We start from the raw sequence: 19,263 nt of genomic DNA, 5'->3' as shown, positions 1-19,263 counted from the left end.
ACCCTGCCGGCGGCGTACCAGAGAGAGGTCGAAGATGATCCATCACAGCAGGCGCAAGACCGTCGCGGCGATCGCACTCGCCGCCGCCGGCGCACTCGTGTTCACCGGATGCTCCGGTGACTCGGGCGAGGACGAGAACGGGCCCGTCACCCTCACCATCACGGCGAACGCCATCACCGGCGGCAAGAACGCGGCCGAGGCCGACTGGGTCACCGACTGGGTGATTCCGGAGTTCGAAGCCGCGATGGAGGAGGAGGGCAAGGACGTCACCGTCGAGTTCGAGCCGCAGGGCGTCGACGACGAGAACTACAAGACGAAGATCGCGCTCGACCTGCAGTCGGGTGAGGGCGCCGACATCATCGGCATGGACGGCATCTGGGTCGGCGAGTTCGCCGAGGCCGGCTACATCAAGCCCCTCAGCGACGTCGGCGGCGACGCGGTCGACGGCTGGGAGGGCTGGGAGCAGATCCCCGAGGCCGTCCAGAACGCGGTCTCGTTCGACGGCGACCGTTACGGCGTGCCCCAGGGCGCCGACGGTCGCGTGCTCTACTACAACAAGGACCTGTTCGAGCAGGCCGGGCTCCCGGCCGACTGGCAGCCCGAGAGCTGGGACGACGTGCTCGAGGCCGCCGAGGCGCTCAAGAAGCTCGACGGCGTGACCCCGATCCAGCTCAACGCGGGCACCGCGATGGGTGAGGCGACAACCATGCAGGGCATGCTGCCCGCGCTCGTCGGCACCGGTGAGCAGGTCTACGAGGACGACAAGTGGGTCGGCGCCACCGACGGCATGCGCGACGTGCTCGACCTGTACAAGACGATCTACGTCGACGAGAAGCTCGGCGACGCCGTGCTCCAGCAGGAGGCCGCCGGCCGCGACACCTCGTTCCAGATGTTCGCCGCGAACCAGATCGGCATCCTGCTCGAGGGCGACTACTTCTGGCGCAGCGTCATCAACCCCGAGGAGGGCGTCGGAACCGCGCCGATGGCGAACCGCGACGAGGTCGTCGGGTACACCAAGATCCCCGCGATCGAGCCCGGCGACGGGATCAACGGCCAGGACTTCGTGTCGATGTCGGGCGGCACCGGCCGCGTGCTCAACCCGAACAGCGACCACCCCGAGCTCGCCTGGGAGCTGCTCGCGTTCATGAACTCGAAGGAGGCCTACGAGGCCCGCAACGAGGGCACGATCTCGATCACCCCGCGCACCGACGTCAACGACGAGATCCTCGCCGAGGACCCGATGCTGACCTACGTCAGCGAAGAGGTCCTGCCGATCACGGCCTACCGTCCGCCGCTCGCGGCGTACCCGCAGGTGTCGACGGCCATGCAGCAGGCCAGCCTCGACGTCGTCTCGGGCACGAGCGTCGACGACGCGCTCGCGACGTACGTCGACTCGCTCAAGGACATCGTCGGCGACGACGCGGTCTCGGGTGACTGATGTCGGCTAGCACCACCACGACGCCGGCGGGGAGCGCAATCGCTCCCCGCCGGCGGCGGGCCGACGACGTCGCGGGCCTCGGCACGGCCCGCGCCGGAATCTTCGTCGCCCCCGCCCTGATCCTCATCGGCCTGTTCCTCCTGTTCCCGGCGATCTGGACGATCTGGCTCGGCATGACCGACTACCGGCTGACTGGCCTGCAGGCCGCGTCGCCCGAGTTCGTCGGCCTCGACAACTACGTCGAGGCGCTCACGGACCCGTCGTTCTGGAACTCGCTCTGGCTGACCCTCGTCTTCGTGGTCGCCTCGGGCATCATCGGCCAGACGCTCATCGGCTTCGCGCTCGCCTGGTCGGTGCGCAACATCCACGGCTGGGTGAAGGCGCTCATCGAGGGCCTCGTGCTCGCTGCCTGGGTGATCCCCGCCTCGGTCGCCTCGTTCCTCTGGCTCGTGCTCATGGACCGGCGCTCGGGAACGCTCAACGGCCTCCTCGGCACCGACGGCTACGCGTGGCTGATCGAGCACCCGATGGAGGCGATCATCCTCTTCAACATCTGGGTGGGCACCGCCTTCTCGATGCAGCTGTTCTCCTCGGCGCTCAGCGCCGTGCCGCCCTCGCAGATCGAGAGCGCGAAGATGGTCGGCGCGTCGGGCTGGCAGCAACTGCGAGACGTGATCATCCCGAACATCAAGGGCCACATCCTCACGAACACCCTGCTCATCACGCTGTGGACGTTCAACACCTTCACGCCCTACCTCGTCACGGCGGGCGGCCCGAACGGCAAGACCGAGATCCTCTCGGTGTACATCTACGAGACGGCGATCCCCGGCGGTCAGCTCGGCCTCGGCGCGGCGATCTCGCTCATCATGCTGCTCATCAACCTCGTCATCGCGCTCGCCTACATCCGCGTGTCGAGAGGAAGGAAGAAGGCATGACCGCCACCACCGCAACCGTGCGCAAGGTCGCGGCGAACACCTCAGTTCGGCACTACCTCGCCCGCGTCGCGTTCGGCCTCGTGCTCACGATCGTCGGGCTGCTGTTCGCGCTGCCGCTCGTGTGGCTCGTGCTCGCGCCCTTCGACGCGACGCCGTCGCTCTCGCTCCAGTGGCCCGACTGGACGCTCGACAACTTCGCGCGCCTCTTCCAGAACCCGTACGCCATGCGCTCGATCGGCAACTCGCTGCTCCTCGGCATCGGCACGATGATCATCGTCGTCGTGCTCGGCGCGCTCGCCGCCTACGCGATGAGCCGCATCCGCATCCCGGGGCGCGACGGCATCCTCTACGGGCTGCTGCTGCTCTCGTCGATCGTGACCGGCACCGCCGCGATGGTGCCCACGTTCCAGATCATCACGTCGCTCGGGCTCATCAACACCTACACCGGAGTGCTGCTCGTGCTCGCCGGCGGAATCCTGCCGACGGTCATCTTCATCCTCAAGGACTTCATGGACTCCATCCCGAAGTCCTACGAGGAGTCGGCGCGACTGTACGGCGCGGGCCCGTTCCGGATCCTCCGGGACGTCGTCGTGCCGATCGCCCGCCCGGGCCTCGCATTCATCGCGATCTGGACGATCGTGCAGGTGTGGGGCAACTTCCTGGTGCCGTTCATCCTGCTGCGCAGCCCCGACCTGCAGCCGGCGGCCGTGCTCATGTACACCTTCTACACCGAGAGCGGACAGGCCGATCTCCGGCTCATCTCGGCCTTCGCCCTGCTGTTCTCCGCTCCCGTCCTCATCATCTACTTCGTCGTGAACCGTCGCTACGGGTTCCGCTTCCATGGAGGTATCAAGTCCTGATGGCCGGTATCAACGCCACCCGACTCGTCAAGGAGTACCCCGGTGGGGTGCGCGGCGTCGACGAGGTCGACGTCGAGATCATCGACGGCGAGTTCTTCGCCCTGCTCGGCCCCTCCGGCTGCGGCAAGACCACCCTGCTGCGCTCGATCGCGGGCCTCGAGGCGATCTCTTCGGGGCAGCTCGTCATCGGCGACCGGGATGTCACGGACGCCGAGCCCGGTGCCCGCGGGGTCGCGATGGTCTTCCAGGACTACGCGCTGTTCCCGCACATGGACGTCGCCGACAACATCGCCTACCCGCTGCGCATCAAGCGCGTGAAGCGCGACGAGCGCCGGGCGACGGCCGAGAAGGTCGGCGACGGGCTCAGCCTGCAGGGGCTCATCGAGCGCCGGCCCGGTCAGCTCTCGGGCGGCCAGCAGCAGCGTGTCGCACTCGCCCGCGCGGTCGCGACCCGCCCCGACGTGCTGCTCCTCGACGAACCGCTCTCGAACCTCGATGCCCGCCTGCGGCTCGAGGCGCGCACCTTCCTCAAGGAACTGCAGCGCGACCTCGGCGTCACGACCGTGTTCGTCACGCACGACCAGGCCGAGGCGCTCGCGCTCGCCGACCGCATCGCCGTCATGAAGGCCGGCAAGCTCCAGCAGATCGGGTCGCCGCGCGAGGTCTTCCAGCGCCCCAACAACACCTTCGTCGCCGGGTTCATCGGGTCGAACCCGATGAACCTCGTCCCGGCGACTGTGTCGAACGGTGCGATCGCGATCGGCGAGCAGGTCGCGACGGCTCTGCCGCCGGGCACCGAGGACCACGTGCGCGAGGGCCAGGCCGTCGTCTGGGGGGTGCGTCCCGAGTACCTGCGCTGGACGACGGTCGAGGAGCCGGGCGCGATCGCCGCAGAGGTGAGCGTCGTGGAGAACCTCGGCGCGAGCGTGCTCATCGCGGTCAACGTCGACGGCCACAAGCTGCAGGTCGTCGTGCCCGAAGACCACGAGCCGGCGCCGGGCGACCGCGGATTCGTCGTGCCGACGGGCTCGAAGACCCTGCTCTTCGACGCCGGGTCGACCGAGCGCATCGGCTGACGCGTGAGCACGATCCGCCGCACCGTTCCCGTGACGGTCGAGCTGCAGAACGAGCAGCGCTACCTGAACGTGCCGTTCGAGGTGCCGTCGGGCACCGACTCGCTCGAGGTCGTCATCCGCTTCGACCCGAGCGAGTCGGGCATCGACCTCGGTTGCGCGGGCGCGGGCGGGTGGCGCGGCTGGTCGGGCGGCGCGCGCACCGAGTACGTCATCACGGCGGTGGATGCCACGCCCGGGTACCTGCCCGGACCCCTCGAGCCGGGGGAGTGGAACGTCGTGCTCGGCCTGCACCGGGTGCCGCTCGCGGGCGTCGAGGTCGAGGTCGAGATCACGATGCCGGCCTCGCGGCCGGTGCCGCCCGTCCCCGACGCGGCCCCAATCGCCCGCGCGGTGCGCGGCAGCGATCGCGGGCTCCCGGCCGAGCCCGGGCTGACGTGGTTCGCGGGTGACTTCCACGGCCACACAATCCACTCCGACGGGCGCCTCCCGATCGGCGGGCTCGCGGCGCTCGGCGTGGCATCCGGCCTCGATTTCATGGCCGTGACCGACCACAACACGGTGAGCCATCACGCCCACCTGCCCGGCGAGGGCGCGAAGCACGGCATCACGCTGCTGCCCGGGCAGGAGGTCACGACGCATCGCGGCCACGCGAACGCGTTCGGCGACCTCGGCTGGATCGACTTCCGAGAGCCGGCGCAGCACTGGGTCGACGAGGTCGAACGGCGCGGCGGCACGCTGAGCATCAACCACCCGATCTCGGGCGACTGCTCGTGGCTGCACCGGCTGGAGCGCCGCCCGGCTGCGGTCGAGCTCTGGCACTCGACCTGGTTCCGGGAGCTGATCTCGACGGCGCCGTTCGCATGGTTCCGCACGTGGCCTGCCGGCGCGACCCTGCTCGGCGGAAGCGACGTGCACATGCTCGAGGAGCCGCAACGGCCGGGCACCCCGACCACGTGGGTCGCCGCCGAGGACGCCTCGGCCGAGGCCATCCTCGAGGGCGTGCGCGCAGGTCGTACCGCCATCACGGGCAGCGCCCACCTCGACGGTGCCGCGCTCATGCCAGAGCTGATGCGGGCGCCCGCACTCGTACGGCTCGGCGACGAGGTCGTGGCGGTCGACGCCGAGGGCCTCGTGCTCGTGGACGGCTTCGGCCGGCGACGCTCGGTGCGCTCGTCGCGCGAGTCGTTCGCGGCGGACCCGGGCGACGGCCCTCACCACCTCGTGCTCGCCGACCGGCGCATCGTGGCGCTCTGCGCCTGAGCACGCCCTTCCCCATCACGTCTTCCACCACACCGAACCACCAGCTCTGGAGATCCATGGACACCCCCGACGAACTCGTGATCGTGCCGCACACGCACTGGGACCGCGAGTGGTACGAGCCGCACGACGTCTTCCGGCTGCGGCTCGTGCACATGGTCGACCACCTGCTCGACACGCTCGAGCAGAACCCGGGGTACCGCTTCACGCTCGACGGGCAGGCCGCCGCGGTCGACGACTACCTCGAGATGCGGCCCGAGCAGCGGGCGCGGGTCGCGGCGGCCGTCGAGCGCGGGCAGCTCGCGGTGGGGCCGTTCCTGATCCTCCTCGACGAGTTCCTGTGCGACGGCGAGACGATCGTGCGCAACCTCGAGCTCGGCCTGCGGTCGAGCCGCCGTCTCGGCCACGAGATGCGACTCGGCTACCTGCCCGACATGTTCGGCCACTCGGCGCAGATGCCGCAGCTGCTGCGTGGGTTCGGCCTGCGCGACGCGATGATGTGGCGCGGCGTGCCCGCCCGGGTCGACTCGCACGCCTTCGCCTGGACGGCGCCCGACGGTTCGACCGTGCGCGCCGAGTACCTGATGGACGGCTACGGCAACGCCCTCGACCTGTTCGCCCTGCCGGGCCAGCTCGAGCAGCTCGTCGCCGAGTACCGCGACGGTGTCGCGGGCCGGTACGGCGCCGAGCCGATCCTCGGCATGCTCGGCACCGACCACAGCGCGCCGCCGGCCGACCTCATGCAGGTCGTCGACGCGGCGAACGCGTCGGGCGGCGAGGTCTCCATCACCGTCGACACAGCCGAGGGCTACGTGCGGCGGGTCGCGCCCGAGTGGGCCGCAGGCGACGACGGCGCACTCGCCGGCCTGCCGGTCGTCGAGGGCGAGCTGCGCTCGCACGCCCGGGGGAACCTGCTGCCGGGCGTCTTCTCGATCCGCACCAACCTCAAGCAGGCGATGGCCGACGCCGAGCGTCGGCTGAGCATCGCCGAGCGACTCGACGCCGCCTTCGGCTCCGACGACCACCGCACCTTCTTCGACGCCGCCTGGTACAGGCTCGTCGAGTCGACCGCCCACGACTCGGTCACCGGTTGCGGCGTCGACGCCACCGCGATCGAGGTCGAAGGTCGGCTCGCGACCGCCGCCCACGTGGCCCGCGGAGTCGTGCTGCGCACCATGGAGCGCATCGCCGCGTCGGCGACGCCCGACCGGCACGTCGTCGCGAACCCGACGGGCTTCGCGCGCCGCGCGCACGTCGAGATCCGCCTGCACGACCCCGCCCGGCTCGAGCTCGGCAGCGGCGTGCAGCTGCTCGACGCCCTGCCCGAGGTGCTCGGCGACGAGACCATGGCGACCGGCGAGCTGCGCAAGCTGCTCGCCCGCATCCATGGTCGCGAGCTGTTCGGCCAGCTCATCAACGACTGGGCCTTCACCGATCAGGGGGTGCGCTTCCAGGTCGCCGAGGCGCCGGTCGGCGAGTTCGACCTCGCCGCCTTCACCGAGGAGCTCGAGCGGCGCATCGCCTCCGACCTGTCGGGCGAGCGCAGCTGGCGGGTCGAGATCGTCGCCGACCCGCGCCGCGTCGCGCTCGTCGGTGTCGACGTCGGCGGCGTCGCGCTCGCCGAGCTCGACCCGACCACGGCGACCGCGACCGACGACCCCGTGACGGTCGGCGACCGCACGCTCGCCAACCGGTGGCTCACTGCGACGGTCGGCGAGCGGGGCGAGGTCACGATCCAGGCGGCCGACGGCACCGTGCTGCGCGACGCGTTGCGGCTCGTCGACGAGGGCGACCGCGGCGACTCCTACAACTTCGGCCCCGTGGCATCCGCGACGCCCGTGACCGACCCCGACGAGGTCGAGGTCTCGGTGCTCGAGGCGGGGCCGCTGCGCGGCCGTCTGCGCGTGCGACGCCGCTACGCCGTGCCCGCGCGGCTCGACGCCCGCGATCCCGACGCCCGCTCCGAGGCATCCGTGCCGCTCGTCGTCGACACCGTGCTCGAACTGCGCGAGGGCGAGCCGATGCTGCGGGTCGAGGTCGAGTTCGTGAACCCCGCCGCCGACCATCGACTGCGCGTGCTCGTGCCCACCGCCGAGCGGAGGCTGCCCGGGTCGTCGGCCGCCGGCCAGTACGTCGTCACCGAGCGGGGCCGCGAGGGCGAGGGCGGCTGGGGCGAGTTCCCCTTGCCGACCTACCCGGTCGCGCGCTTCGTGTACGCCGGCCGCACGAGTCTGCTCGTGACGAAGCACTCGGAGTACGAGGTCGTCACCGACGATCGCTCGGGCGACGACGCGATCGCGCTCACCCTCGTGCGCGCGGTCGGGATGATGAGCGTCAACGTGCACCCGCTGCGCGACGAGCCGGCCGGCGGCCAGTTCGAGGTGCCGGGCGCCCAGTACCTCGGCATGCGCGTGCGCACCTCGTTCGCGGTACTGCCGTCGGCGGCCGGCTGGGCTGCGTCGGGCGCCGCCCGCTGGGCCGAGCTCCTCCGCACCGAGCCCGAGGTGGTGCGCGGTACGCGCGGCGGCCCGGCGGTCGTCGGCGGAGTCGCCGGCGCGGGCGGTGCCGCCGGCGCAGCCGACGACCTGCCCGACGGTCCGGTGCTCGAGATCGGCGGCGACGTCGTGCTCGAATCGCTCCGCACGGTGACCGATGCCTCGGGCGAGGCCGTGCTCGAGGCGCGATTCGTGAACTACCGGAGCCAGGCGCAGCCGCTCGCCGCCCGCGCCGCGGGCGTCTGGGACCGCACCGATCTCTCGGGTGCCGTGCTCGAGCACGGCGTCGACCTCGCGTCGTTCGAGATCGGCGCGGCGCGCATCGAGACGTTCCGTCGGCGAACCGCGTGACCCTCGGTCACGGGTGAGCCGCGACATCCGTCGACCGTCTACTGTCAGAACAACCGAACAACTGGAGAAACGATGGCCCAGCTCCCCGAGCAGCGACTTCCCGTCGAGCTGTTCCTCGATCTCGACCGCTCGGGGCCCGTGCCGCTGTACTACCAGATCTCGAGCCGGCTCGAACAGGCGATCCGCGACGAGACCCTGCCGGCCGGGTCGCGCCTCGAGAACGAGGTCGCGCTCGCGGCGCGCCTCGGGCTCTCGCGACCGACGATCCGCCGCGCCATCCAGGAGCTCGTCGACCAGGGCCTGCTCGTGCGCCGCCGCGGCATCGGCACGCAGGTCGTGCACGGCAAGGTCACTCGCAACGTCGAGCTGACGAGTCTCTACGAGGACCTCGAGCGCTCGGGCCAGAAGCCCGAGACGACGGTGCTCGCGGTCGAGCAGGGCGCCGCCGACGAGCGGGTCGCCGAGGCGCTCGGCGTCGAGCTCGGCAGCCCGGTGCTCCATATCCGCCGCCTCCGCAGCGCCGACGGGGTGCCGCTCGCGATCCTCGACAACGTGCTGCCCGAGCCGTTCATCGATCTCGACCGCGACGATCTCGAGAAGCACGGGCTCTACCAGCTGTTGCGGGCGCGCGGAGTCACGATGCGCGTCGCGAAGCAGCGGATCGGCGCCCGCGCCGCGACCGCCGGCGAGGCCGAGCTGCTCGACCTCTCGCGCGGTGCGCCCGTGCTCACGATGTCGCGCACGGCGTTCGACAACGCGGGCGTCGCGGTCGAGTTCGGCCAGCACTGCTACCGGCCCGACCGGTACTCGTTCGAGGTCACGCTCGTCGATCGGTGAGCGGCAGCGGCTCGCGCCGCGCCGCTCGCCGCTCATCGCTCGGAATGACGCAGCAGCACCTGCCTTAGCCGAGCAGCGGCCGCTGCGCCTTCCGTGCCGCGTCGTAGTCTGCGCGGGCCGCCTGGATGCTCGGGGTCGTCGAGACCTCCGAGACGGGCACGTCCCACCAGCCGCCGCCGTCGAGCCCGCCGAGCAGCGGATCGCTCTCGACGTGGATGAGGGTCGTCGTCTCCGTTGCCTTCGCGGTCGCCATAGCCCGCCCGAGCTCGGCGATCGCGTCGGGGCCGGGTGCGACCTCGATCACGTCGACGCCGTAGCTGCGGGCGTTCGCAGCCAGGTCGACGGGCAGCACGGCACCGCCCTGGAAGTTGCGCGCCGCCTCGTCGTACTGCCGGTAGCGCGTGCCGAAGCGCTGCGAGCCGACCGACTCAGAGAGGTTGCCGATCGAGGCGAAGCCCTGGTTCTGCACGAGTACGACGATGAGCTTCTGCCCCTCGGCGACCGCGGTCGCGAGCTCGGTGTGCAGCATGAGGTACGAGCCGTCGCCGACCATGACGATGACGTCGCGATCGGGCGCCGCTCGCCGCACCCCGAGTCCGCCCGCGATCTCGTAGCCCATGCACGAGAACGCGTACTCGACGTGGTACCCGAGCGGGTCGCGCACGCGCCACATGCGGTGCAGGTCGCCAGGCAGCGAGCCCGCCGCCTGCACGACGACGTCGCGCGGGTCGCTCGCCGCCTGCACCGCGCCGATGATCTCGGCCTGGCTCGGGCGGTCGCGGCGCGACGGCACGAACACCGCGTCGACCGCGGCATCCCACTCGGCCTTCTCGCGGGCCATGCGCTCGCGTTGGCCGTCGCCGACGCGGTAGCCCTCGAGCGCACGCGCCAGTGCCTTGAGCCCCTCGCGGGCGTCGGCGATCAGCGGCAGCTGCGTGCCGTGCTTGTACGCGTCGAAGCTCGCGACGTTGAGGTTCACGAACTGCACCTCGGGGTGCTGGAACGCCGTGCGGCTCGCGGTCGTGAAGTCGCTGTAGCGGGTGCCGACGCCGATGACGAGGTCGGCCTCTGCGGCGAGCCGGTTCGCAGCGGTCGTGCCCGTCGCGCCGACGCCGCCGAGGTAGGCCGGGTGGTCCCACGGCAACGAGCCGCCGCCGGCCTGGGTCGTACCGACGGGGATGCCGGTCGCCTCGACGAAACGGCGGAGCACCTCCTCGGCGCCCGAGTAGAGGACGCCGCCGCCCGCGACGATGAATGGGCGCTTCGCGGCACGGATCGCCGCGACCGCCCGCTCGAATGGGCCCGGCTCGGGCACGGGCCGGCGCACATGCCATTCGCGGTCGGCGAGGAACGCGAGCGGCACGTCGAGCGCCTCGGCCTGCACGTCCTCGGGCAGGGCGATCGTCACGGCGCCGGTCTCGACGGGATCGGTCAGCACGCGCATCGCGGCGAGGGCGATCGAGAACAGCTGTTCTGGCCGCTCGACCCGGTCGAAGAACCGCGAGAGTGGGCGGAACGCGTCGGTCACCTGCACGCTCGTGTCGTGCGGCAGCTCGAGCTGCTGCAGCACGGGGTCGGCCACCCGTGTCGCGAAGGTGTCGCTGGGCAGCAGCAGCGCGGGCAGCCGGTTGCTCGTGGCGAGGGCCGCGCCCGTCAGCATGTTCGCGGCGCCCGGCCCGACCGAGGCCGTGCTGGCGAACGTCGCCCGGCGGCGGCGCATGCGCGCGTAACCGACCGATTGGTGCACCATCGCCTGCTCGTTGCGCGCCTGGTAGTACGGCATGAGGTCGGGGTCGGCGGCGTTCGACTCCATGAGCGCCTGCCCGACACCCGCGACGTTGCCGTGCCCGAAGATGCCGAACACCCCGGGGATCGTGCGCTCCCGGATGTCGCCGTCGACGGTCCACTGGTGGGCGAGGAACTCGATGAGGGCCTGGCCGACGGTCATGCGCTTGGTGGTCACTGCGGGGTTCCTTCGATCGGTGCGGTCGGGTGCGAAGCGCTCGGGTACGGCAGCCGTGGGTCGACGGCCTCATCGTCCCACGTGCCGCGCACCCAGGCGTGGGCGGGCTCATCGGTGATGCGCCACGCGCGCTCGCCGGGGCCGGCCATGACGTTGAGGTAGTAGAGGTCGTAGCCCGGCGCCGCGGCGGCCGGCCCGTGGTAGCCGCCGGGCAGCAGCGCGACATCCCCGGTCGTCACACGCTCGTCGATCGCGATCTCGGTCACCGACGAGGATGACGCGGAGAACAGCGCGAACGGCGCCGCGCCGTCGCTCGGGGTCGGTGCAGAGGAATCCGTGCGCGTCGGCACCGCTTCGAAGTAGTAGATCTCCTCGAGCTGCGACTCGACGCCCGGCACCTCTTCGTCGTGCTTGTGCGGCGGGTACGACGACCAGTTGCCGGCGGGGGTGATGACCTCGCACACGATGAGTCGCTGGGCGGCCATCACCGCGGGCGTGCCGAGGTCGTGCACCTGCCGGCTCGCCTGCCCGCGGCCGCGGAGCTCGACGGGCGCCTCGTCGCGACCGATGAGACGCAGCGGATGCCTCGCGGTCGCCGCCGCCTCGGCGACGGCGATCCGCCCGGAGCCGGTAACGAGCGCGCTCGCTCCGACCGGCAGGTAGAGCGTGTCCGTCGGGCCATCGAACACCGAGTCGCGGCCCCCGAGATCGAACGCGTGCGCCGAGCCGTCGGCGTCGACGACCTCGACGTGCACGCCGCCGCCCGAGAGCGGCACGAGTTGGCGCTCGACGCTGCCCGCGGCAAGTTCGAGGCCCGCGGCGTCGCGCTCGCCGAGCTCGGCGACCCGGAGACCCGTGTGCCGCCAGCCGGGGAGCGTGTCGTCGACGACGACGCTCCAGCCGTCGCGAGCGAGCGAGCCGTGCGGGTGGAACCAACGGGCGTCGTTGCTCATCTCTCGTCTTCCGTTTCGCGGTCAGGCGTGCACGAGCGCGGCGGCGGTGTCGACGGCGCGCTGCACGTCGTGGTCGGGCGGATAGAGCAGCGTACGTCCGACGACGAGGCCGCGCACGCCGGGCAGCGCGAGCGCGTCGTTCCAGCTCGCGTAGGCGACGTCGGGGTGGGCGGTGCGCTCGCCGCCGAGCAGCAGCGTCGGCAGCGTCGTCGAGGCCATGACCCGCTCCATCTCGGTGACGACCGGCAGCTTCATCCAGGTACAGGCCGAACTCGAACCGAGGCCCGATGCGATCGCCACCGAGGTGATCACCGACTCGGTGCTGAGATCGTTGACGACGTGGCCGTCTCTGCGCGTGCTCATGAACGGCTCGATCATGATGGGCAGGCTCGCGGCCGAGGCATCCGTCACCGCTCTGGCCGTCGCTTCGATCGTCGTGGCCGTCGCCGCATCGTCGAGGTCGATGCGCAGCAGCGTCTTCGCGAAGTCGAGCCGGTCGCGCACCATCCCGTCGACGTCGTAGGCCGTGAACCGGTCGTCGAGCTCGAAGCTCGCACCGCGCAGGCCTCCACGGTTCATGGAGCCGACGACGACCTTGTCGTCGAGCAGGCCGAGCAGCGCGAGGTCGTCGATGACGTCAGGCGTGCCGAGCACACCGTCGACACCCGGGCGCGAGAGCGTGAGGGCGAGTCGGTCGAGCAGTGCGTAGCGGTCGGCCATCGCCATCGGCTCGTCGCCGATCCCGAGGGCGCCGCGCGCAGGATGGTCGGCGGCGATGATGAACAACCGGCCGTCATCGCCGAGAAGCGGGCGCCGGGTGCGCGACGCGTGGGCTTCGGCGATCGCCGCCGGTCCGGCGGCGCGCAACTCGCGCAGGCGCTTGAACTTCTCGGGGTCGAGGTAACGGTCACTCTGCGTCAACGGACGCTCCCTCCGTCGGACGGGTCGCCGGCCCGGCGGCGCGGCGCGCCTCAACCTCGGCGGTGGTGGGCATCGCCGTCGAGCACTCCCGGCGCGAGGCGACGATCGCTCCGGCGACGTTGGCGAACGCGATCGCGCGCTCGAGCGGCCACCCCGCGAGCAGCCCGTGGCAGAGGGCGCCACCGAAGCCGTCGCCCGCGCCGAGCCCGTTGACGACGTCGACCGGGAAGCTCGGTGCCTCGACCGTCTCGTCGCGCGTCTTCGCGAGCACGCCGTGGGGTCCGCGCTTGACGATCGCGAGTTCGACGCCGCGAGCGAGCAGGGCGTCGGCGGCGCGGTGTGGGTCGCGCTCGCCGACGGCGATCTCGCATTCCTCCTGGTTGCCCACGGCGACCGTGACGTGGTCGAGCGCGCGGCCGACCTCGTGACGGGCGTCGTCGGGCGACGACCAGAACATCGGGCGGTAGTCGAGATCGAGGATCGTGAGCGGCCGGCGTCCGCGCGTGGCCCAGGCGGCGTGGTGCGCCGTGAGACTGGGTTCGGCGCTCAGCCCCGTCACCGTGGTCCAGAAGACCCCGGCGTCTCGGATCGCGTCGAGCGGCAGGCTCTCGGCGGTGATCTCGAGGTCGGGCGCCTTCGGGCTGCGGTAGAACGTCAGCGGGAAGTGGTCGGGCGGGAAGATCTCGCAGAACGTGATCGGCGTCTGCAGCGTGGCGACGGTGCCGACGAAGGCGGTGTCGATGCCGAAGCCTCCGAGCTCACGACGGATGTACCGGCCGAACGCGTCGTCGCCCGTGCGCGTGATGACGGCGCTCGAGCGCCCGTGGCGGGCCGCGGCGATGGCGACGTTCGTCGCGCTGCCGCCGACCGACCTCGAGAACGTGTCGACGTCTTCGAGGTGCACCTCGTCCTGCAGCGGGTAGAGGTCGACGCCGACCCGGCCCATCGTGATGATCTCGAACGGGGTCGCTGCGGTGGTGCTGGTCATACTGCGCCGTACAACTTTCTCTCGGGGCCGCGAGCGCTTCCCCGGCGCTCGCGGTGCGATCAGTCTACACAGAATGTCCTAACAAAGTCTCGTGGTCGGCATCGCAGGGAGGCGACGCGCTGCGCGGAAGCCGGGAACGCGACGATCCCGTCGCACCGGTGCGAGCGATGCAACGGGATCGAGGCGCGATCGAGCGGGGCCGGCCGCGTCGGCCGGTGCCTTCGCGGGGCTCAGTCGGCGGGCGTGATGTTGTGGTTGCGCCGGAACGAGTTGCCGGGATCGACCTCGGCCTTCACGCGACGCAGCCGTTCGAGCGTCGCCGGCGGGTACATCGACGCCGTGATCTCAGGGCTGCGGTTCACCTCGAAGCCGCCGTAGGGGCCGGTCGTGAACGCGAGCGCCACGTCGCTGCCGGCCTTCACGGCCGCGACGAGCTCGGGCTCGGCGTCGGCCGGCAGCACGCCGTTGACGACGACCAGGGTTTCGGCATCGCGGTGGGCGATCGCGGTCGCATCGGCCTCGACCCGCGAGTACGCGCCGCCGAGTGCACGCAGCAGCACCATGGTCGGCACATCGCGCGCGTACGCGGCCGCGACCGCCTCGAGCAGCTCGTCGGTGACCTCGGGGGCGAAGCCGTTGCCGCCGACGAACTGGAACGGCGGCCGGCCGGGCGGGGCGTCCTCGAGCAGGTCGCCGTAGGCGATCGGCGCGAGGTCGACCTTCGTGACCGACGGGAGGGCGAGCAGGGGCGCGAGCAACTCGCGCAGTTCGCCCTCGGTGCCGTGGAGGGCGATGCCGACCTGGGGGCCGCCGGGCATCTCGGGCCCCATCGGGGGCATGAGCATGATCGACGAGTTCAGCTCGTCGCCGCCCGAGCGCATGACCTCGCGCCACGCGCGCAGCACGGTCGCCACGTCGCTGCGGTCGAAGTGGATCGACCCGCCCGCGAGCCCGTCGACGGGGCTCGCCTGCACGGTGAAGCGGGTGACGACGCCGAAGTTTCCGCCGCCGCCGCGGAGCGCCCAGAACAGCTCGGGGTGCGACTCGGCGTTCACGGTGAGCACCTCGCCCGTCGCGATGACGAGCTCGACCTCGCGCAGTGCGTCGATGGTGAGGCCGTGGGTGCGCACGAGCCAGCCGATGCCGCCGCCGAGCAGCAGCCCGCCGACCCCCACCTGGCGGGTGTCGCCGGAGCTGATGCCGAGACCGCGCGGCGCGAGTGCGGCCGCGACGTCGCCCCAGTGGGCGGCGGGGCCGAGGGTGACGAGGCCGGCGTCGTCGACCTCGATCGTGTCGAACTCGGCCAGGTCGATGACGAGCCCGTCGTCGACGGGGAGGAGGCCGTGACCGCCGCTGCGGACCGCGATGGAGAGGCCGTCGGCTGCGGCCCGCGCCACCGCGGTCGCGACCTCGTCGACGGTGTGCGGCCGCACCACGGCTTCGGGCTCGCCCGCGCCCGCGAAGACGGTGCGGCCGGTGTCGTATTCGGATGCGCCGGGACCGAAGGCCCGGCCTGGGAGTTGCTCGCTCAGTTCGGTGAGAAGAGACATTTCGTCAGTCTCGCAGCGGCCCGTGACATCCGGAACAGTGCTCGCTCAGCGCGGAATCGATGCGCGCGTATGGGGCACCGCGGACCGTGGCGAGTGTCGGCGCCGCAGCGTAGGGTGCACCGCATGACGTTCGACGACGGCCTCGTCACGGCCAACCTCTCCCTCTCGCTCGACGGCTTCGTCGCGGGCCCGAACCAGACGCTCGACGACCCGCTCGGCGAGGGCGGCATGGCGGTGCACCGGTGGATGTTCGAGCAGCCCGACCAGGCGCAGCCGATCGTCGAGCAGATCCTCGCGCCGCGCGCCTACATCATGGGCCGCAACATGTTCGGGCCGGTCAGGGGCGAATGGCCCGATGACTCGTGGAAGGGCTGGTGGGGTGACGAGCCGCCGTACCACGGGCCCGTCTTCGTGCTCACGCACCATGCCCGCGAGCCCATCGAGATGGAGGGCGGCACGACGTTCCACTTCGTGACGACCGGCATCCACGACGCCCTGGCGCAGGCGCGCGCCGCCGTCGGCGAGACGGGCCGCATCTCGGTCGCGGGCGGCGCGAGCACCGTGCGGCAGTACCTCGCCGCCGGCCTCATCGACCGCATCATCGTGAGCGTCTCGCCGATCACGCTCGGCTCGGGCGAGCGCCTGTTCGAGGGACTCGACCTCCAGCTCACGCCCATCGACGTGCTGCAGACCGACCTCGTGACGCACATCACCTACGACGTGCCGCGCTGAGTCGCCGTTCGAGCGGCCCGGCCGGCGCTACTCCCCGCTCGGGTGCGCCCCCGCCGCGTCGATGACCCACGCGTACGAGAACGCCCGCTCGCGCCAGGCCGCGTACCGCCCCGAGACACCGCCGTGGCCGGCCGCCATCTCGATCTTGAGCAGCGCGTCGGCGCCGACCTCGCGGAGCCGGGCCACCCACTTGGCGGGCTCGACGTAGAGCACGCGCGTGTCGTTGAGCGACGTCACGGCGAGGATCGGCGGGTAGTGGCGACCGCCGTGCGCGCCGTCGTGCACATTCTCGAGGGGCGAGTACGACTTCATGTACGAGTAGACCTCCTCGTCGTCGAGCGGGTTGCCCCACTCGTCCCACTCGATGACCGTGAGCGGCAGCGACGGGTCGAGGATCGAGGTCAGCGGGTCGACGAACGGCACCTCGGCGAGGAAGCCCGAGAAGTACTTCGGCGCGAGGTTCGCCACCGCGCCGATGAGCAGTCCGCCGGCGCTGCCGCCCTGCGCGACGAGCCGGTCGGGCGCCGTGACGTCCTCGTCGATCAGGTGGCGCGCGGCCGCCGCGAAGTCGGTGAAGGTGTTGCGCTTCTCGAGCTTCTTGCCGTGCTCGTACCAGAGCCGCCCCATCTCGCCGCCGCCGCGCACGTGGGCGACGGCGAACACCATGCCGCGGTCGAGCAGCGACAGCCGGGGGATGCCGAAGCCCGGGTCGATGGAGTGCTCGTAGGCGCCGTACCCGTAGAGCAGGGTCGGCGCGGGCACGCCGAGGTCGACGAGGTCGTGCCGGTAGACGAGCGAGATCGGGATGCGTGTGCCGTCGTCGGCGGTCGCCCATTCGCGCCGCTGCGCGTAGCGGGTGGGGTCGTAGTCGCCGAGCACGGCCTGGCGCTTGCGCAGCTTGCGCTCGCCCGTCGCGACGACGAGGTCGAGCACGGTCGAGGGGGTCACGAAGCTCGTGTAGCCGAGACGCAGCGTGGGCTGCGTCCAGTCGGGGTTGCCGCCGAGGCCGACCGAGAAGAGCTCCTCGTCGAAGGCGAGCTCGTGCAGGGTGTCGTCGACGGTGGCGCCGGCCGGCAGCCCGTTCGCGGGCACCTTCGCGACGGCGACCCGCGGCAGCCCGTCTCGGCGGTACTCGAGCGCCACGAAGTCGCGGAACCCGTCGACCCCCTCGATGCGCACCGCGGGGTTGTGCGGCAGCAGCATGCGCCTCGGCCCCTGCGGGTCGTCGGCCGCGACCGAGACGAGCTCGAAGTTCACGGCCCCGTCGTTGTGGGTGATGAGCAGCCGGTCCTTGCCGCCCGCGACGACGTGCTCGACGTCGTACTCGACGCCGTCCTTGCGCGGCCAGACCACCTCGAACGAACCGGTCGGATCCGAGGCGTCCAGCAGCCGGGTCTCGCTCGTGATGTTCGAGCCCGCCTCGATGACGAGGTACTTGCGGCTGCGGGTGAGCCCGACGCCGAGCCAGAAGCGCTCGTCGGGCTCGCTGAAGATCGCGACGTCGGCGGATGCCTCGGTGCCGACCTCGTGCCGCCAGATGGTGTCGGGGCGCCACGCCTCGTCGACCGTCGCGTAGAAGAGGTAACGGCCGCTCGGGTCGAAGACGGCGCCCGCCGCGGTGCCCTCGATCACATCGGAGTACTCGCGGCCCGAGTCATCCAGCGATCGAAGCCGGATCGTGTACCGCTCGTCGCCCTCGACGTCGACGGCGTAGAGGAGCGTGCGCCCGTCGGCCGTGAGGTCGAAGCTGCCGAGCGCGTAGAACTCGTGGCCCTCGGCCTCGATGTTGTCGTCGAGGAGGATCTGCTCGCCGGGCAGCGGGGCGCCCGAGTCGTCGGTGACGGGCGGCTCCCAGTCGTCGGGGCCGTTCGCGGGCACCCGGCAGTGGATGCCGTACTGCTGCCCCTCGACGGTGCGGCTGTAGTACCACCAGTCGCCCTCGCGGGCGGGCACCGAGAGGTCGGTCTCCTTCGTGCGGTGCTTGATCTCGTCGAAGATCTGCTCCTGCAGGATCGCGAGGTGCTCGGTGCGGGCCTTGGTGAAGGCGTTCTCCTCGTGGAGGTGGGCGAGCACCTCCGGGTCGTCCTTGTCGCGCAGCCATTCGTAGTCGTCGACCACGACGTCGCCGTGGTGCTCGCGTTCGATCGGTCGCTTCTTCGGCACGGGAGGAGTCAGCACCTTCTCAACGCTACGTGCTCGCCCGCGTTTCGGGAACGGTTCGGCGTCGACGTGCAGACCTCGCTCGACTCGTCGAGTGCGAGTTCGTCGGCCGGGGCTGTTCGAGACCCGCGTCGTTCAGAACTCGACGAGCTCCCACTGGTCGCCCGAGACGTGACGGAGCTGACCGAGTTCGCCGCGCTGCCCGTCGAGCACGCCGACGAACTCGAGCACGGGCCGGTCGCCCGACCGCTCGCCGCCCGTCGAGATCTCGGTCTCGGTGTAGCCGAACCCGCCGAGTGCGCTGCGCTGCGCCTCGGCGTCCCACGCGTGCGAGAGCCCCCAGGCCAGGAGCCCGCCCGCGATGACGCCGCCGACGGCGACGAACACGCCGAGCTCGATCACGCGGGACCGCTTGCGGCGGAGGCCGAGGACGATCACGACGGCGCCGGCGACCAGCACGAGCAGCGGGAACACCAGCGGCCAGGGGTTCCACGGTGCGATGGTGACGACCTCGGGCATCCCGGCCTCCTCGCCGCGCTCCTGCCCCGAACGCCGGGGTTGCTCCGACGATACCGGCGCCGCGCGCCGGATGGGGAGTGCTCCCCATTCTCCGGATTTCGGGCTGCGGCTAGTCTCATGGAGGTCGCCCGTCCGGGTGGCGGAGGATTCTGATGGATGGGGTTGATGATGGCTGATTTCAAGGCGTCGTACGGTGAGATGGAGTCGATGGCCGGTCGTCTCGACTCG

General features: G+C 71.4%; 15 protein-coding genes. 8 read left to right on the top strand and 7 right to left on the bottom strand.

The genetic code is table 11. The features are described from left to right. The first annotated feature begins 34 nt into the window (after positions 1–34). From ACFVAJ_RS06985 to ACFVAJ_RS06955, 7 genes are all read left to right on the top strand, one after another. On the top strand, positions 35–1,438 hold the full coding sequence (locus ACFVAJ_RS06985) for an extracellular solute-binding protein (protein WP_376942530.1): 1,404 nt from the start codon (positions 35–37) through the stop codon (positions 1,436–1,438). After that, the gene (locus tag ACFVAJ_RS06980; RefSeq protein WP_376942528.1) at positions 1,438–2,373 is read left to right on the top strand and encodes a carbohydrate ABC transporter permease; all 936 of its coding nucleotides are present in this window, start codon (positions 1,438–1,440) and stop codon (positions 2,371–2,373) included. Before ACFVAJ_RS06985 ends, ACFVAJ_RS06980 begins: the two co-directional genes overlap by 1 nt. Further along, positions 2,370–3,233 (top strand): carbohydrate ABC transporter permease, encoded by an 864-nt coding sequence (locus tag ACFVAJ_RS06975; protein ID WP_157423851.1) that lies wholly within the window; start codon positions 2,370–2,372, stop codon positions 3,231–3,233. Before ACFVAJ_RS06980 ends, ACFVAJ_RS06975 begins: the two co-directional genes overlap by 4 nt. Further along, the gene (locus ACFVAJ_RS06970; protein ID WP_376942526.1) at positions 3,233–4,309 is read left to right on the top strand and encodes an ABC transporter ATP-binding protein; all 1,077 of its coding nucleotides are present in this window, start codon (positions 3,233–3,235) and stop codon (positions 4,307–4,309) included. The genes ACFVAJ_RS06975 and ACFVAJ_RS06970 overlap by 1 nt, the downstream gene beginning before the upstream one ends. Before the next feature lie 3 nt (positions 4,310–4,312). Further along, a complete protein-coding gene (locus ACFVAJ_RS06965) occupies positions 4,313–5,569 on the top strand; it encodes a CehA/McbA family metallohydrolase (protein ID WP_376942524.1) in 1,257 nt (418 codons plus the stop codon). A 56-nt stretch (positions 5,570–5,625) separates the two neighbouring features. Continuing rightward, a complete protein-coding gene (locus ACFVAJ_RS06960; protein WP_376942522.1) occupies positions 5,626–8,412 on the top strand; it encodes a hypothetical protein in 2,787 nt (928 codons plus the stop codon). Between the two features lie 72 nt (positions 8,413–8,484). Next, positions 8,485–9,249, top strand: a complete 765-nt coding sequence (locus ACFVAJ_RS06955; RefSeq protein ID WP_376942520.1) for a GntR family transcriptional regulator — start codon at positions 8,485–8,487, stop codon at positions 9,247–9,249. 64 nt (positions 9,250–9,313) lie between these two features. Here ACFVAJ_RS06955 and iolD read toward each other — a convergent pair whose 3' ends face one another. The 5 genes from iolD to ACFVAJ_RS06930 form a co-directional block, all read right to left on the bottom strand. Continuing rightward, positions 9,314–11,197, bottom strand: coding sequence for a 3D-(3,5/4)-trihydroxycyclohexane-1,2-dione acylhydrolase (decyclizing) (gene iolD / locus ACFVAJ_RS06950; protein WP_376944585.1), 1,884 nt, complete (start codon positions 11,195–11,197; stop codon positions 9,314–9,316). Between the two features lie 11 nt (positions 11,198–11,208). Continuing rightward, positions 11,209–12,165, bottom strand: a complete 957-nt coding sequence (iolB, locus tag ACFVAJ_RS06945; RefSeq protein ID WP_376942518.1) for a 5-deoxy-glucuronate isomerase — start codon at positions 12,163–12,165, stop codon at positions 11,209–11,211. Positions 12,166–12,186: 21 nt separating this feature from the next. Then, positions 12,187–13,086, bottom strand: coding sequence for a deoxyribose-phosphate aldolase (locus tag ACFVAJ_RS06940; RefSeq protein WP_376942516.1), 900 nt, complete (start codon positions 13,084–13,086; stop codon positions 12,187–12,189). Next, the gene (gene iolC / locus ACFVAJ_RS06935; RefSeq protein WP_376942514.1) at positions 13,073–14,074 is read right to left on the bottom strand and encodes a 5-dehydro-2-deoxygluconokinase; all 1,002 of its coding nucleotides are present in this window, start codon (positions 14,072–14,074) and stop codon (positions 13,073–13,075) included. Before iolC ends, ACFVAJ_RS06940 begins: the two co-directional genes overlap by 14 nt. Positions 14,075–14,304: 230 nt before the next feature. Beyond that, positions 14,305–15,624 carry an FAD-binding oxidoreductase gene (locus ACFVAJ_RS06930; protein WP_376942512.1) on the bottom strand — a complete coding sequence of 440 codons (1,320 nt, stop codon included), beginning with the start codon at positions 15,622–15,624 and terminating at the stop codon, positions 14,305–14,307. 123 nt (positions 15,625–15,747) lie between these two features. On the opposite strand from ACFVAJ_RS06930, the gene ACFVAJ_RS06925 reads away from it, so the two are divergent. Next, on the top strand, positions 15,748–16,356 hold the full coding sequence (locus ACFVAJ_RS06925) for a dihydrofolate reductase family protein (protein ID WP_376942510.1): 609 nt from the start codon (positions 15,748–15,750) through the stop codon (positions 16,354–16,356). 27 nt (positions 16,357–16,383) lie between these two features. On the opposite strand, the gene ACFVAJ_RS06920 is transcribed toward ACFVAJ_RS06925, so the two are convergent. After that, the gene (locus tag ACFVAJ_RS06920) at positions 16,384–18,534 is read right to left on the bottom strand and encodes a S9 family peptidase (protein ID WP_376942508.1); all 2,151 of its coding nucleotides are present in this window, start codon (positions 18,532–18,534) and stop codon (positions 16,384–16,386) included. 117 nt (positions 18,535–18,651) lie between these two features. Continuing rightward, positions 18,652–19,035: a hypothetical protein gene (locus ACFVAJ_RS06915; protein ID WP_376942506.1), complete on the bottom strand. Its 384-nt coding sequence runs from the start codon at positions 19,033–19,035 to the stop codon at positions 18,652–18,654. Positions 19,036–19,263: the final 228 nt, after the last annotated feature.

This window comes from Agromyces sp. NPDC057679 (assembly GCF_042799635.1).
Classification (GTDB): domain Bacteria; phylum Actinomycetota; class Actinomycetes; order Actinomycetales; family Microbacteriaceae; genus Agromyces.
Note: the sequence above shows the minus strand (reverse complement) of the source record. Positions and strands in the feature narration are given on the sequence as shown.